The following is a 14445-nucleotide window of genomic DNA, read 5'->3' as shown; positions in this document are numbered from 1 at the left end:
CCACTTGTGACGTCGAACGCGGGATCCGTCTGGCGCGCGCACGGCGCGGCTGGAACAAGGCCTGCGTGAACGAGTTGCGCGTGGAGCGCATGACCATGGAAGCGATGCAGATGACCCTTGCCAAGACCCCCCTCATTCTTGTCCTCGGCGGAGCGATGACCCTCGCCGCCTGCGACCCCACGCTGGAGGACAGGACCCGCACCCGCGACGGCGCCCTGATCGGAGCCGGGATCGGGGCCGCCGCCGGCGCGATCCTTGGCGATGGCAGCCGCGCGGACGAAATCGCGGCCGGAGCCGCCGTCGGCGGACTGATCGGCGCGGGCATCGGTCAGGAACTGGACCGCCAGGCCCAGGATCTGCGCAACAGCGTCGACAACCGCATCACCGTCACGAATACCGGTGACCGCCTCGTTGTGACGGCGCCTCAGGACATCCTGTTCGCCACCGACAGCGCCTCGCTGCGGGCCGATCTGCAATCCGACATCCGTGCGATCGGGCAGAACCTGCTGCAATATCCGAACTCCACCGTGCAGGTGATCGGCCACACCGACAATCAGGGCTCTGCGGCCTACAATCAGGATCTGTCCGAGCGTCGCGCCCGCGCCGTCGCCGGGGTGCTGTACGAAGTTGGTGTGCCCGCCGGCCGCGTCCAGCCCATCGGCCGGGGCGAAAGCCAGCCGATCGCGTCGAACCAGACACCGGAAGGCCGTCAGCAGAACCGCCGGGTCGAGATCATCATCATCCCGAACTGATCTGGCAGCACCCGATCGCGACGGCCCCGAAGCTGTCGACTGGTTAAGTGTGATCGAGAGACAAAGGAGAGGGTGCCACCGAGAGGTGGCGCCTTCGTTTCGTTCGCGCTTGGGAGGGATGGTCAGGCTTGGGCTTTCGAAACTCCCTGGCGGATATCTGGTCCGGATTGTCGATTTCGAGATGGCCGGGGCACTCAGCATTCAAGAATCTTCGAACGACCTCCTCGGGGGTTTTCAACCGAGTGGACGCTGCCCCGAGCGATACGCCCCATTTCACCCGTTCCGCTTCTTTCCTGGCGATCGGCCAGTCCACGAGGATCTCCGATTATGGACCTGCGGTGTCTTCGTCGGTGAGGGTGCCGCGCAGGAGAAACCGGCCGCGCAGCTTCGCCATGCCGACGCGGACGCGGGTCGTGATGGTCGACAGGCTCGTCACCGGAGGGTCGGGCAGGGCCTTTCCGCATTCGACGTTCTCCGGGTGGAGGGAGGAAATTTCGAGCGCTCTCTGGCGAGCCAAATCCCGTATTAGTCCCGGATTCTTCATGGGATGATGGGGCTGCAACCAGCCGCGCAGGATATTGAACGCGCTGGGGCGTTTGAACCGGATGGACCGGCGCGTCCCGCTCGTAACAAGGGGACATTTGAGCGCGTCCGGAGCGGCGTCCTCGCCCTGCACCACGTTGGCGCGATCATCCGTCCGAAGCGGGCGTGTGCTGCGACGCAAGGATGGGCGAGGAGGTCGGCTTCGATGACCGCCTCCAGCCATAAGTTCCTGCGGGAGTGCCTGACGATCCGGATCGATCGGCGGTCGAGATCGACCGACGTCATCGATGTCCTGTCTGATCAGTCCATCCTGCTGACCTTCTCCAACACGGGGCCGGCTTGATCTGGAATGTCCCGGTCGGGTTTCAGGGTCGAGCGGCAGCGTGGGACCGCAAAAGGCTCAAGCGCTGGCGCGGTGGTTTTCTTCAGGACCTCCGTCGGGGACGGGTATCCGAGCGACGAACGAGGGCGCTTGGGTCTGTAGCGATAGCGTCCTCGTCCGATTTCCCCGCGCGCATGACGTAGCGAGCGGAACCAGCGAAGGTTCAGGCACTCGTCCCGGAACTTGCCGTTGAACCTCTCCACGAAGGCGTTCTGCCTGGCCTTGCCTGGCTCGATGAACCGCACGCGCATCATTGCCCCGCGGTCCTCTGACACGGGGCCTCCCGGCGCTCCCCGATAGTTCCGCAAGTCGGTGTCAGAAGATGAACTGTACGTCGTCCAGATCCGCCAACGTCCGATCGGCGAAGGTGATGGTCACGCCCTGATCCGCAAAGACGAGATCGGGCCCGGCCTGCCGCATCTCGGCCAGGACGTCGGCACGGGAATCGTACCCGAAATCCCGGAACCGCAGCGCGTCCCACGGGTCGAGCTGGAGCACGAGATCGCGCCCGTCATGATCCGCGTCGAAGACGAACTCGTCCGCGAAGAGCGATCCTGCCAGCACGTCGTTGCCGGGCCCACCTTCGAGTACGTCGCCGTCCCGGCGCTGCATGTATCGGTCCACCGCGGAGGAGGTCGACCTTACGAATTCGGGGCTCTGGGAGAACCCCAGCACGACTTCGGCACGGGACGCGCCATTGGCCAGCTCTCCGGTCCAGCGCGCCAGCCCCCGGTCGTCAGGTTCTCGGCCGAGAACGTTGTTATAAAGGAGCGTCACGAAGCCTCTGTCGTCCTGACCGCCATAGTCGCGCTGGAACTCCGGCGAGTTCACGAACCCCTGTGCCACGCTTTCGAGGGACCGGCCGTCGGCCAACCGGCCCGACCAGTTCAGCAGGCCCGTCGTGTCCGGTGACCGATCGAGGGTCGCGCGATAGAGGCGGAAGACATCGTCGATGAATTCCGCCTGGTCGCGGGCTTCCGCGAAGGCGCTGGCCTCGTCATTCGTGTTGTTCTTGAACTCCTGGCTTTCGGAAAAGCCGCGCACGACTTCCGCCCGCGAGGCGCCGGCGGCCAACTCCCCGGTCCAGCGGGCCAGGCCACCGGCATCCGCATCCCGTCCGAGGACATTGTTGTAGAGCAGATTGACGAATTGCGTGTTGTTCAAAGCGCCGTAGGTCGACTGAAATTCAGGAGAGTTGGTAAAACCCGAGATGACCTCGACCAGGCTGCGCTCTCCGCGCTCGATCCGCCCCGTCCAGTTCTCGAAGCCGCCCGTGTCCGGTAGTCTGTCCAGCGTGGCCTGGTAGACCCGAAAGACCTGCCCCTTCGCGCCGGTCGAGACGTCCGTCACCACCCCTCCGATCAGAAGGTCGGCGCCGGAGCCGCCTCTCAGCGTGTCTTCGCCGCTGCCTCCGATCAACGTGTCACGACCGCCATCGCCGCGGATGTCGTCGTTGCCTGCCAACCCGTCGAAGCGGTCGTTTCCGCCCAGAAGCCGGATGGCATCGTTCCCGCCGGTTCCGACGCGGTCGTCCGGAGCGTCCGTGGGAACGGAGGGGCCATCGGCTATCGAGATCACCGCATCCTGGACGTTGCCGACGAACGGTGCGTTGGGGGCGGGGGTCAGCGAGAGGGCGAAGGTCTCGGTGCCCTCATTCGCACGTCCGTCGCCCAGCACCTCGATCCGGATCCCGGCACTGTCGTCGCCCACCTCGAACGTCACGGTCTCGTCGATCAGGCGGTAGTCGCGTCCGATCCGCGCGGTCTGGTCCAGTGCCTCGACCTCGAACGTAGTCCGGCCGGTCGCAGGCTGTGACAGGTTGACCTTGATCTCGTAGGCCGTGGCGCCGGCTCCGGCTTCGCTGACGAGTGTCGGCGTGACCGCGGCGGCGCGGTTCGCACCGACGCCGTCGGTATCCCTGATGAAGCCGACGGTCGTGACACTGTCGGTTCCGCCCGAGAACGAAGCGCCCGCGATATTGTCCAGTCGCAGAAACAGGCTTTCGTCCCGCTCATCGGTGAAGTCGCGGTTCGTCCGGATGGCGATCGTGGCCGTCGTGTCGCCCGGGTCGATCTGAACGGTTCCCGTATTCCTGCCAAGTCCTCCCGAGATATCCGGATCCGTCGCCGTTCCCGCGATGAGGCGGTACTCGGCCGTGACGACGTCCTGGCTCGGCTCCGAGAGCGACACCGTATAGAGAAGGGTCCTTCCCTCGATCGTGACCGCATCCTCCACGGTCAGGATGGATCCGGAGCTGGTGGCGCCGTCGTCATCCCGGATCAGCGCCTCGCCGACCCGCGCCGCGTCGTCGAGGCGCGGGCTGCTCGGGGAGGTCACGGCCAGACCGAACGATTCCGACAATTCGGGGATCGTGTCTGCGATGATCGGGACGCGAACGCTCTTGACCTCTTCACCCGGCGCGAACGTAGCGGTTCCGGACACGGCGACGTAATCCTCTCCGGCGGTCGCGGTGATGTCGCGCGTTTCGTACCGGATCTGCAGGTCTTCCGTCGCGGGCCGCGACAGTCGCAGCTCGAAGACGGCTTCGCCCCGGCCCCGGTCACCTTCAAGCAGGATCGGCTCGGACACGATGACGGCCAGGTCCAGCCCCGTTCCGTCTGTATCCCGGATCACGCCGTTCAGCCGCACGATGTCTTCACCGCCTGCGAACCGCGCGTTGGTGCTGAGGTTCGAGGCCTGAAGCGTCAGACCCTCGTCGCGCTCGTCGACCCGATCGCTCAGCGCCAGGATCCGGATCGTCTTCTCGGTCTCCCCGGGCTCGAAGGTCAGCGTGGATGTGTTGGTACGGGTATCGAACGTCGATCCGAGATCGCCTTCCTGGGCGGTATTGGCGATCGGCTTGTAGTCGAAGGTGACAGGATCGGTGGTCGCTTCGGAGAGGGAGACGGAAAACAGAAGGGAACGGCTGCCGCTGGCCTCGTCCACGACGGCTGGCCGGATGGTGACGACCGGCCCGGCTCCGCCATCATCGTCGCGGATCACCGCTGTCCCACTCAGCCCTTCGGTTCCGATGCTCGGACCGGAGCGGAGGCTCGCGGTCAGCGCGAAGCTCTCGGACGCCTCGACGGTCTGATCCCCGATTACGGGGACGCGGACATACTTGACCTCTTCGCCCGGTGCGAAAGAGGCGGTGCCCGTCACCGACCGGTAGTCCTGCCCCGCCACCGCCTCGATGTCGCTTGTGGCGTAATCGACTGAGATGTCCGTGGTCGCGGGCCGGGAAAGCCGAAGCTCGAAAACCGCCTCCTGCGTCCTGCCGTCACCTTCCAGAAGGATCGGATCGGAGACGAGCAGCGAGAGGTTCGGACCAAGACCGTCATTGTCGCGGATGACGCCGGTTGCCCTCAGAACCGGGCCGCCTCCGGCAAGCGCCGCATTCGAGGACGGCTCCGACAATTGCATCACGATGCTCTCGTCTCGCTCGTCGTCCCGGTCGCCCCGAACATTCAGGAGGATCGTCTGGCTGGTTTCCCCTGGTGCGAAGCTGACGGTTCCGACCGTGCCCCGATCTCCGAACAAGCTGATCAGATCCACGTCTTCGGACGTGCCCCGCAGGGCTTCGTACGCCACCGTCACTTCGTCCAGCGCCGGCTCGGAGAGCGTGACCTGGAAGGCCAGCGTGTGTGTCGAAAAGTCCGACTCGTCCACGACGGCCGGTGCAATCGAGATCACGGGTCGGCCGTTGGCAGCATCGTCGTCCCGGATCGTCGCCTCGCCGGCCAGACCGCCGCCGACCGTGATGCTCGGCGTACTCGGAGCGTCCAGGACAAGCGAGAACGTCTCCGACGTTTCGATCCGGGTGTCGCCATTGACGGGAACCCGAACGACCTTGATGTCTTCGCCGGGCTGAAAGCTGAGCGTGCCCGTGGTGCGGGTATAGTCTTGCCCCGCAACCGCGCTGCCGTCCTGAGTTTCGTAATCGACCCGGAAGGATGAGGTCGCGGGCCGGGAGAGGACGATTTCGAAAACCGCCTCCTTGGTGCCGCTGTCCCCTTCCACGAGGATCGGGTCAGACACGAAGAGGGAGAGGTCAGGTCCCACCCCGTCATCGTCCTGAATTACACCGGTCGTCCGGATGATGTCTTCGCCACCAGCGAACGTGGCATTCGAAGACAGGTTCTCGAGCTGGAAGATCAGGTCTTCGTCGCGTTCTTCCTCTAGGTCGCCGCGCGTTCGGATATAGACGACCTTGGTCGTTTCGCCCGGATCGAAGGTCACCTGCGCCGCATTGGTCGTCGATGGCAGCCGCGAGGCGACGTCCAACTCGTCGATGGTCCCGGCAAAGACCTGATATTCCAATGTGACGACGTCGATGGCAGCTTCTGACAGGCTGATCTCGAATGCGAGAGGCTTGTTCGAGAAATCGTCTTCCTCGATCACCGCGCGCTTGACCGAAACGACCGGGCCCGACCCGCTGTCGTCGTCGCGGATGAAGGCCTCGCCGGACGCGCCGCTGATGTCGATGTTCAAGGATGAAGACACACCAAGGGTCAGGCCGAAGCTTTCGGTGATCTCGGCGACACTGTCCGATGTGACCGGAACGCGGACCTGCTTGAAGTCGTCGCCCGGCCGGAAGGTCAGTGTGCCGGACCTCGCTGAATAATCCTGCCCCGCGACGGCGCTGATATCCTTCGTCGCGTAGCTGACGCTGAAGGTCGATGTCGCCTCGCGGGAAAGACGGATGTCGAAGACCGCTTCCTTGCTGCCGCTGTCCCCCTCGACCAGAACGACGTCGGAGACGAAGATCGACCGGTTCTGCCCTGTTCCGTCGTCATCGCGAATGATGCCACCAGTCCGCAACACGGTCTCGCCATTGTCGAACTCGGCGTTGCTCGACAGGTTTTCGAGCTGCAGTCCGAAATTCTCGTCCCTCTCATCGACACTGTCGGGCTGAATCGAGAGCGTTATGATCCCGGTCGTGTCGCCCGGCGGGATCGTGAGTGTTCCGAAGTTGCTGCTGGATGCGAAGCCGCCAAAGAAATCGCTGTCCCAAGCCGTATCGCCGAACGCGCGGTAATCCATCGTGACCGCGTCGAGCGTCGGCTCAGACAGGGTGACACGAAACTCGACGGTCGGGCGGGAGAAATTACCTTCGTCGATGGTAATACGGGAGACGGAAATTGTCGGCATCTGTATCCTCGGAACGCAACCGGACCGGTTACACTTTTTGTTAACGCTACGGAAACGACTGTGAGCATGGTCCCGATGGTCCTGTAAAGATTAAAGACAATCCTGCGGGCCGACATCGACAACCCAAGACGGACCGTCCGCATCTTGCCAAAAGTGCGGTCACCTGAACGCCCGTTTTTTGGGCCGAGCTTCCATCGCGACGACGCCGCGTTTGGTCACGCCCAGCGATGGCATGGGGCGAAGCGGCCCGGCAGGTAACGGGCAGAGATCATCACGACATCGAACAATGGACGCCGTCACATTCAGTGGGTCCGAGCTTAGGTTTCGTTGCAGCAGCTCATCCGTCGCGAAAGAATCGAGCTTTATCGAACGGATCGTACGACCCCTTGACCTCCATCAAAGTGCTTTACACCGGTTCGCGGTACTGGTCCCCCGGATCCGATCCCTCAGGAGGACGCCGTGCCAGATCACGCCAGCAAGCGCGGGCATGCCTTCACGAGTCAGATCGTCGGCTGCACGGCCATCGCGATCGCCGCGCTGCTGGTGTCCCTCAACGACATCCACCGTCCCGGCACCGTCCGATTGCCTCGCATGGCTGCCGTGCAGACAGGCCCCGACGGCGCGCCACTGGCCCGCCGCAACGCCGCCCACCCCTGTGACTTCCGGGGGAGGCTCTCCGACCTCTTGCCGAATACGGACCGGCCGTGTTCCTGCGCCGGTATCCGGAACCCCGCCAAAGACCATGGCCGCGGGCAGGCGCGCAATATGACGCGTGTCGCGGCGCCAAGTGACGGCCGCTCGGTGCGGATGCGGAGTTCCGGTCTCGCCACCGGCGAACACATCTCCGGTGGGGACCATCAGTCTGTTTTCGAGGTTCGGCTCTCGCATGAGGTAGCGGCGCTCTCGGTGACGCGAGCCTATCCGAACAGAGTCGTGTGACCATGCGTGCGATGGTTCTTCATGCGGGCGCGCGTCGGCTGCAGGCCGAGCGGGTCGATCTACCGCCGCCCGGTCGGGGTGCAGTGGAGATAACGGTCGAAGCCTGCGGCGTCTGCCGAACGGATCTGCATGTCGTCGACGGCGACCTGCCCGATCCCGCCCTTCCCCTGATACCGGGCCACGAGATCGTTGGCCGTATCCGCTCGCTTGGTCCCGGAGTGGCGGGGATTTCGATCAGCGATCGCGTCGGCGTGCCGTGGCTCGGACGGACCTGCGGGGCCTGTCCCTATTGCCGCGACGGTCGAGAAAACCTCTGCGATGCACCGGGCTTCACGGGCTACACGCTCAACGGCGGCTTCGCCGAGCGCTGCACAGCCGACGCGCGCTACGTCTTTCCCCTGCCTGCCGACGGGGACCCGGTTGCCCAAGCGCCGCTGCTATGCGCCGGGCTGATTGGCTACCGGAGCCTCGCGATGGCCGGGGATGCGCGACGGATCGGTTTCTATGGCTTTGGCGCCGCCGCGCATATCCTGGCGCAGGTGGCGGTCTGGCAAGGGCGGGAGGTGCTGGCCTTCACGCGCCCTGGCGACACGGCCGCGCAAGCGTTCGCACGCGAATCGGGCGCCGTCTGGGCGGGTGGTTCGGACCAGGCTTCGCCCGAGCCACTCGACTCGGCGATCCTTTTTGCGCCGGTCGGCGCGCTCGTGCCTGCGGCGCTGAAAGCCGTCCGAAAAGGCGGCACCGTCATCTGTGGCGGCATCCACATGAGCGACATTCCGTCGTTTCCCTATGCCGATCTGTGGGGCGAGCGGAGGATCGTCTCGGTCGCGAACCTGACGCGGGCCGACGGCGAGGCCTTCTTGCCGCTGGCCAGCAAGGCGGGCGTGCGGACCACGACCGTCCCCTACCCCCTCGATCAGGCGAACGTGGCGCTCAATGATCTGCGGGCGGGACGGATCCAGGGCGCTGCCGTGCTGGTGCCCTGACGCCACCAATGGCTGTCGACGCCGTGCGGATGCGCGCGGCCAATTGGGCTGCAATACGGCCATGTCAGGCGCTGCGCCTCGGCTGCAAGTTGCGCTCGAGGACCACTTCTCCGGCTGTGAGAACGTGTACGTGATGAGGAGCCATAGAGGCGAGGCAAGCGTGGATAGCATCTTTGGTCGGCAACATCGTGTCCGCCCCGGCGCCGCCTGTTGACTGCGCTCTTTAAGGTTCAAGATCTCTTTGGCCGGATTGCGCCATCGCTGGGTCGAGGCCCGACCTGCTCCTCCTGATACGCTCAGGTCCCGACACGAAGCTCTCGTGGCTCCTTTCCAGAGGGCAGGTCGAGCGGAACGTGAAGCACGCTGCGTGGTGTCATCCGCACGAACTAGCGCCGCGTAGAAACGCAGCTTGAGCCTGTCTCGATCGGGCAAGTCAAAGCGGGGACAGCATCCGGCTTCACCAGCCGTCAGAGCCGTCCTCTGGAGAAAGTCCGCCTGATTTCTGTCTTTGCCCAACGCTCGCTGCGCTGTCCGCCGCCATCGAGCAACTCGTGCGCACCGCGAGTGTCGAATCTAGCGCACGCACCCCACCCGAATTGATCCGGATGGCCGGCGTACGGGACGCGTCGGACGACGTCCTTTGCGCTACGATCCGCACAGCACCCCGGGCTCCAAAGAGGGGAACCTCCGCCGGAGGTTCCGTTTGATGCAACAGCCTTAATCGCCGAGCAGACCGGGACCACCGCCCGGGATCCGCCGTCAGCAGGCCGCGCCGACGCGCAACAGGCCCGCGCCGAAGATATCGTCCCGCCCCGCTTCGCCAAGATCGCGGGCGCGGCGGGCGAGCTCCGCCCGCAGGCGCGCGGGGGCGAGCCGGGCCAGAGCGGGATCGGACGCGACGGTCGCGGTGACGAAGGGCGCGGCGAGCGATGTTCCACTCGACACGGTCAGACGGCCGCCGGGCGCGGCCAGGATGTCGACGCCCGGTGCGGCGATGTCGACATGGGGGCCGCGGATGGCATTGCGATAGATCGCGCCGTCACGATCCACGGCCGTCACGGCAAGGGCGAAGGGGAAGGCCGCCGGATATTGCGGCGGGCGCCTCGGCCCGGCATTGCCCACTGCGGCGACGAACGTCATGCCCTGTGACGCCGCCTGACCCAGGGCGCGATCCAACAGCTTGTTGTAAGGGCCGGCGAGGCTGATATTGACCACGTCCGCCCCCTCGGCGGACAGCCAGTCCACCGCCCGCAGGATCGCGACGACCCCGCTCGCCCCACCCCCGTCGAGACCGGGATCGACGACCGCGGCGCTGAGCAGGGTCGTGTCGCGCAACCGGTCCTCTCCGATCAGGAGGTCGGCCACGAGGGCGCCGTGAGACGTGGCAGGTGCTGTCCCACCGTCGGTGAAGGCCCGCTGGACGATGCGCCCCGCCCGAAGTGCCGGATGGCCGGGCGTGATCGCGGCGTCGATCATACCCACGCTGGCCCGGGCGCGGCATCCGTCCGGAGGCCAGCCGATCATCGCGGCGGCGTAATCGCGGCCGCCCCCTCCGTCAGTGGCCTGCAGGCGGTAGACATGGTTGGCACCGGCCGTGACACCGGGCACGGCCGCCTCGATCTCGGCGATCGCCTCCGGGATGGACCGACCGTCAGGGATGCGGAGCGAAACGAGCGTGTCGTCGAGTTCGGGCAAGGGGTGGACGGCGCGCAGTGTGTAGCCCAGCCCCTCGGCGCGCGAGATCAGGGTTTCGGGCGCCTCGGCCGTCAGCACGATGAGCTCGCGGGCGTCGACGACGGCCAGCGGCAGACCGTTCGGTCCCGCGACCCGCGGAGCCTGCCCCCCGGCCGTCGTGCAGGCGGCGAGCGCGAGGCAAAGGATCACGAACAGACGCATCGGATCATTCCTCCGCCACGAGTTCGACAAGCGCGGACGCCTCGAGCGCGGCGCGCGCCTCCGTCCGCGCGACCTCGTCCTCGAAGGCGATGCGATAGAGGCCGATGGCGCTTGGCCCATCCACGATGCGTGCGCCCGTCTCCCGAAGGAGCGCTTCGATATCGGCGGCGGCCGCGCCGGGCGCGAAGGCGATGCCAAGGGTCGCGCCATCCGTCTCTTCGGACACGGTGCGATAAAGCGGCGCGTCGGGGCCGAGGGCGATGTAGGAGCCCTGCACCAAGACGATCGCACCCAGGAAGACGGCCGCCAATTGCCAGATCCGCCCACGCGGCGCGGCCTGGGTCTCGGCGGGGGCCCGCCCGATCTCGGCCTCCAGGCGTTTCCAACCGAAGGCGCGGGCATCGGGCCGGTCGGTGGACGCGGCAAGCGCGCCCTTGAGGCCGGCCATCAACGCCAGTTCCGCCTTCAGTGCAGGATCGCGGGCGGCGGCGGCTTCGATCCGTGCCGCCTCGTCCGGTGTGGCATCGCCGCGCGCATAGGCGAGCAGGTCATCCTCGTTCAGTCCGTCGGGCCGGTCCATGGCCACCTCCATCGCGGCGTCTGTCCGTTGGACGAACGAGCGGCAATCCGGTTCAAAATCATGTGATCCCACCCCGGGACAGGCATCGCATCAGCAGTTGCTTGGCGTGGTAGATGCGGCTTTTGACCGTGCCTTCCGGGACGTCCTCGACCTCCGCGATCTCGGCGCAGGTCATCTCCTGGAAGAAGGCGAGGTGGATCGCGGCGCGCTGGCGCTCCGGCAGCTTCTCGACGCAGATGCGCAGGCGCTCGGCATCCTGGGCGGCGCCCAGCACCTGTTCGGGATCGGGGTCTCCGTCCGGGATCGTGTCGTCCGGTTCTCCGAGAGTGACACGCGCCTGCTTGCGGATGTGATCCACTGTCCGGTTCCGGGCCAGCGTCAGGATCCACGACAGGACGCTGGAGCGGCCCTCGAAGCCCGCCGCGCCGCGCCAGACGCTCATCATCGTGTCGTGGACGATATCGGCCGCCTCCGCGTCGTCGCGCACGCGGGCGCGCACGAAACGGCCCACCGCGTCGGCATGGGCCATGTAAAGCGCCTTCATCGCCGCTGTGTCCCCATCGGCCACGCGCGACAGAAGCGCCGCGTCGTTCGCGCGCTTTTGTCTGGAAAGAGCCTCGTCGGAAGCACGCATGGCCGGAACTCGCCGTCGTCTCACTCGGATGGAGTACCCATCGCGGGGAAGGGGCGGATCCGCGCTGGTCGGCCCCGGACGGAGGTTAACCCAGCCTGCCAGTCGGGCAAACCCCTGCAGCGGAGCGATCGGCAAGGTCGGCGCCCGCCGATGCACGCCACCCGACCGCTCGCTGAAATCCCACCTCCGGGACCGGATCAACCGGGTCGGAAAACCTTTCCGAAAATTTTTTGAACCGGAGCGGGGGCGGCGACGACCAACGGGTATCTCACCGGCTGGCAGCGCACCGAGCGAAGGATCGGGCCAGCCCGGTCGGTGAAGAGGAACCTGATTGAAACCCATTCACGCATGGAGATTCCAATGCCTATCATCACCACCAAAGAACTCCTCGAAGGTGGCCCCCTGTCCCGCGGCACCGACGCCGCGGAGTTGCTCGTCGGAACACTCGCCGCCGACAACATCGACGGACAGGGCGGCGACGACCAGATCTTCGGCCTTGCCGGTCACGACAAGCTGCTTGGGGGCCTGGGCGACGACACAATCTTCGGTGGTGCCGGCGACGACACGGTCGAAGGCGGCGACGGCGAGGACGACCTGCGTGGCGGGTCGCGCGACGACCGCATCGTCGGTAACAAGGGCAACGACCGGATGTCCGGCGGCTCGGGGAACGACCTGCTGGTCTGGAACAACGGCGACGGGTCCGACAAGATGAACGGCGGCAGCGGCTACGACCGCGTGCAGGTCAACTTCGACACCGACCTCGTCAACGACGACCTGCAGAACAAGGACGTGGCCGAGTTTTCGGTAACGGACAAAGGCGTCCAGTTCGCCCGGATCGAAGTGAACGATCAGACCGAGCGGGGGCTGTTCCAGCTCGACATCCGCAAGACCGAAGACCTGGAGACGAACTTCGGCGGCGGGGACGACACCGCGGTGATCGTCGATCTGGTGCTGGACGAGATCACACTCGACCTGGACGGCGGCGACGGCATCGACACGCTGGACCTGAGCCAGGCCGCGGGGCCCGTCGGCAAGGTCGATCTGGGCAAGGGCCAGCTTGGCGACTCGGCTGCGGTGAACTTCGAGAACGTCGTCGGCACCGCGTTCGATGACAGGATCCGCGGCGATCGCGAGGACAACGTCCTATCGGGCGGGGACGGCGAAGACCGTCTCAACGGCCGCGGCGGCGACGATCGCATCGTCGGCAACAAGGGCGACGACAAGATGTCCGGTGGGGCGGGTAACGACCTGCTCGTCTGGAACAACGGCGACGGGTCCGACAAGATGAACGGCGGCAGCGGCTACGACCGCGTGCAGGTCAACTTCGACACCGACCTCGTCAACGACGACCTCCAGAACAAGGACGTGGCCGAGTTTTCGGTAACGGACAAAGGCGTCCAGTTCGCCCGGATCGAAGTGAACGATCAGACCGAGCGGGGGCTGTTCCAGCTCGACATCCGCAAGACCGAAGACCTGGAAACGAACTTCGGCGGCGGGGACGACACCGCGGTGATCGTCGATCTGGTGCTGGACGAGATCCGGCTGGATCTGGACGGCGGCGACGGCATCGACACGCTGGACCTGAGCCAGGCCGCGGCGGGCATCGAGGTCGACCTGTCTGCGGGCACGATGGACGGCTCGACGGCGGTAAACTTCGAGAACGTCACCGGCACGGCCTTCGACGACACGATCCGAGGCGATGACGGCGACAACGTGATCCGCAGCGGGAGCGGGAACGACATCATGAGCGGCGGAGCGGGCGCTGACACGTTCGTCTTCGACTTCGGAGATGAAGGCGTCGACGTCATTCTGGACTTCGAAGTCGGCGTGGACAGCATCGTTTTCGAAGGGATCGGTGCGGAACTCGCGCCGGCGGCCATGGTCCAGAGCATGGAACAGGTCGGCGACGACATCGAACTCTCGATCAATGGTCGGTCGATCATGATCGAAGACGCGAATATCGCGGATCTCGGTGCCAGCGATCTCTTGATGGCGTGAGAGTTGTGTAAGCGGTAGCTCGGCTTTCGGCCGAGAGCGTGCGGCCCCGTCAGTCCCCGACTGGCGGGGCTTGTGCATGGCCCACCCTAGGGCGCGGCCCCCGCCGTCTATCCCGCCTGCGCCAGCGCGCCCAGAACGGCCGCCAGCAGCGCGTGGGGAAGGGTCGGCCCCTGCCCGATCCCGACATAGGGATCGTTGTCCCGGATCGCCGATTGCCTCAGGCTGCAATGCCAGTGCCCGTTGGGCGTGGTGGCCGTGCCGCGGATGCGGATGGTCCAGCCGGGCAGGCACTGCCGCACCAGGCCGAGAACCGCGTCCGTGGACCGGAAATCCTCGATCGAGGGGGGCGTGTCCATGTTGGCGGCCAGGGCGTCACGAACCCGTGCCATCAATTCGTCGGAGAGATCGAAAGAGGATTCGATGTCATGGGCGAGGGCGGCGAGCGCTGTGTTCATGTGGCGGATGTCCAATCTTCAACAGGATTGCTCCTACCCTATTCCGGCCCCGTTTTGCCACCTTGATCGAAATCAGCGTGCCGCCGCCGCACTCGGCTACTGATCCGAACGGAGAAACGGCAAACGGTC

Annotated in this window: 12 protein-coding genes; 5 read left to right on the top strand and 7 right to left on the bottom strand. The window is 65.8% G+C overall.

Annotated elements, in window-relative coordinates; translation table 11 throughout:
• Positions 1-110 precede the first annotated feature (110 nt).
• Complete coding sequence (locus jaqu_RS16835; RefSeq protein ID WP_043920244.1) at positions 111-752, top strand: OmpA family protein; 642 nt, start codon at positions 111-113, stop codon at positions 750-752.
• A gap of 325 nt (positions 753-1077) precedes the next feature.
• Here the strand turns inward: jaqu_RS16835 and jaqu_RS16830 are convergent, their stop codons facing one another.
• Positions 1078-1431: a hypothetical protein gene (locus jaqu_RS16830; RefSeq protein ID WP_043920137.1), complete on the bottom strand. Its 354-nt coding sequence runs from the start codon at positions 1429-1431 to the stop codon at positions 1078-1080.
• A 69-nt stretch (positions 1432-1500) separates the two neighbouring features.
• On the opposite strand from jaqu_RS16830, the gene jaqu_RS21885 reads away from it, so the two are divergent.
• Positions 1501-1638: a hypothetical protein gene (locus tag jaqu_RS21885; RefSeq protein ID WP_169746095.1), complete on the top strand. Its 138-nt coding sequence runs from the start codon at positions 1501-1503 to the stop codon at positions 1636-1638.
• On the opposite strand, the gene jaqu_RS21180 is transcribed toward jaqu_RS21885, so the two are convergent.
• Positions 1596-1928: an integrase core domain-containing protein gene (locus jaqu_RS21180; protein WP_392387223.1), complete on the bottom strand. Its 333-nt coding sequence runs from the start codon at positions 1926-1928 to the stop codon at positions 1596-1598. The two genes, jaqu_RS21885 and jaqu_RS21180, sit on opposite strands and share 43 nt — an antisense overlap.
• 64 nt (positions 1929-1992) lie before the next feature.
• The gene (locus jaqu_RS16820) at positions 1993-6828 is read right to left on the bottom strand and encodes a Calx-beta domain-containing protein (RefSeq protein ID WP_043920135.1); all 4836 of its coding nucleotides are present in this window, start codon (positions 6826-6828) and stop codon (positions 1993-1995) included.
• A gap of 459 nt (positions 6829-7287) precedes the next feature.
• Between jaqu_RS16820 and jaqu_RS16815 the strand changes: the two genes are divergently transcribed.
• Entirely contained in the window at positions 7288-7767 is a 480-nt protein-coding gene (locus tag jaqu_RS16815; protein ID WP_043920134.1) for a hypothetical protein, read from the top strand.
• Between the two features lie 2 nt (positions 7768-7769).
• A complete protein-coding gene (locus jaqu_RS16810) occupies positions 7770-8753 on the top strand; it encodes a zinc-dependent alcohol dehydrogenase family protein (protein ID WP_043920133.1) in 984 nt (327 codons plus the stop codon).
• A gap of 759 nt (positions 8754-9512) precedes the next feature.
• Here the strand turns inward: jaqu_RS16810 and jaqu_RS21435 are convergent.
• Genes jaqu_RS21435 through jaqu_RS21720 form a run of 3 tightly spaced genes read right to left on the bottom strand, consistent with a single transcriptional unit; the run spans position 9513 to position 11863 of the window.
• On the bottom strand, positions 9513-10649 hold the full coding sequence (locus jaqu_RS21435; protein WP_052501032.1) for a S8 family serine peptidase: 1137 nt from the start codon (positions 10647-10649) through the stop codon (positions 9513-9515).
• 4 nt (positions 10650-10653) lie between these two features.
• Positions 10654-11229 carry a hypothetical protein gene (locus jaqu_RS21430; protein WP_141134290.1) on the bottom strand — a complete coding sequence of 192 codons (576 nt, stop codon included), beginning with the start codon at positions 11227-11229 and terminating at the stop codon, positions 10654-10656.
• A 58-nt stretch (positions 11230-11287) separates the two neighbouring features.
• Entirely contained in the window at positions 11288-11863 is a 576-nt protein-coding gene (locus tag jaqu_RS21720; protein ID WP_043920132.1) for an RNA polymerase sigma factor, read from the bottom strand.
• Positions 11864-12223: 360 nt separating this feature from the next.
• Between jaqu_RS21720 and jaqu_RS16790 the strand changes: the two genes are divergently transcribed.
• Positions 12224-13861: a calcium-binding protein gene (locus jaqu_RS16790; RefSeq protein ID WP_043920241.1), complete on the top strand. Its 1638-nt coding sequence runs from the start codon at positions 12224-12226 to the stop codon at positions 13859-13861.
• A gap of 107 nt (positions 13862-13968) precedes the next feature.
• Here the strand turns inward: jaqu_RS16790 and jaqu_RS16785 are convergent, their stop codons facing one another.
• A complete protein-coding gene (locus tag jaqu_RS16785; protein ID WP_043920131.1) occupies positions 13969-14316 on the bottom strand; it encodes a hypothetical protein in 348 nt (115 codons plus the stop codon).
• Between the last annotated feature and the right edge of the window lie 129 nt (positions 14317-14445).

The sequence above is a fragment of the Jannaschia aquimarina genome, assembly GCF_000877395.1.
Lineage (GTDB): Bacteria > Pseudomonadota > Alphaproteobacteria > Rhodobacterales > Rhodobacteraceae > Jannaschia > Jannaschia aquimarina.
The sequence above is the reverse complement of the archived record's forward strand: the minus strand, read 5'-3'. Positions and strand labels throughout refer to the sequence as shown.

Excerpts from the sequence above, each read along its gene's own strand:
- jaqu_RS16835 (WP_043920244.1), top strand. The coding sequence starts at position 111 with ATGACCCTTGCCAAGACCCCCCTCATTCTTGTCCTCGGCGGAGCGATG.
- jaqu_RS21885 (WP_169746095.1), top strand. The coding sequence starts at position 1,501 with ATGACCGCCTCCAGCCATAAGTTCCTGCGGGAGTGCCTGACGATCCGG.
- jaqu_RS21720 (WP_043920132.1), bottom strand. The coding sequence starts at position 11,863 with ATGCGTGCTTCCGACGAGGCTCTTTCCAGACAAAAGCGCGCGAACGAC.
- jaqu_RS16785 (WP_043920131.1), bottom strand. The coding sequence starts at position 14,316 with ATGAACACAGCGCTCGCCGCCCTCGCCCATGACATCGAATCCTCTTTC.
- jaqu_RS21430 (WP_141134290.1), bottom strand. The coding sequence starts at position 11,229 with ATGGACCGGCCCGACGGACTGAACGAGGATGACCTGCTCGCCTATGCG.
- jaqu_RS16810 (WP_043920133.1), top strand. The coding sequence starts at position 7,770 with ATGCGTGCGATGGTTCTTCATGCGGGCGCGCGTCGGCTGCAGGCCGAG.
- jaqu_RS16790 (WP_043920241.1), top strand. The coding sequence starts at position 12,224 with ATGCCTATCATCACCACCAAAGAACTCCTCGAAGGTGGCCCCCTGTCC.
- jaqu_RS21435 (WP_052501032.1), bottom strand. The coding sequence starts at position 10,649 with ATGCGTCTGTTCGTGATCCTTTGCCTCGCGCTCGCCGCCTGCACGACG.
- jaqu_RS16820 (WP_043920135.1), bottom strand. The coding sequence starts at position 6,828 with ATGCCGACAATTTCCGTCTCCCGTATTACCATCGACGAAGGTAATTTC.
- jaqu_RS21180 (WP_392387223.1), bottom strand. The coding sequence starts at position 1,928 with ATGCGCGTGCGGTTCATCGAGCCAGGCAAGGCCAGGCAGAACGCCTTC.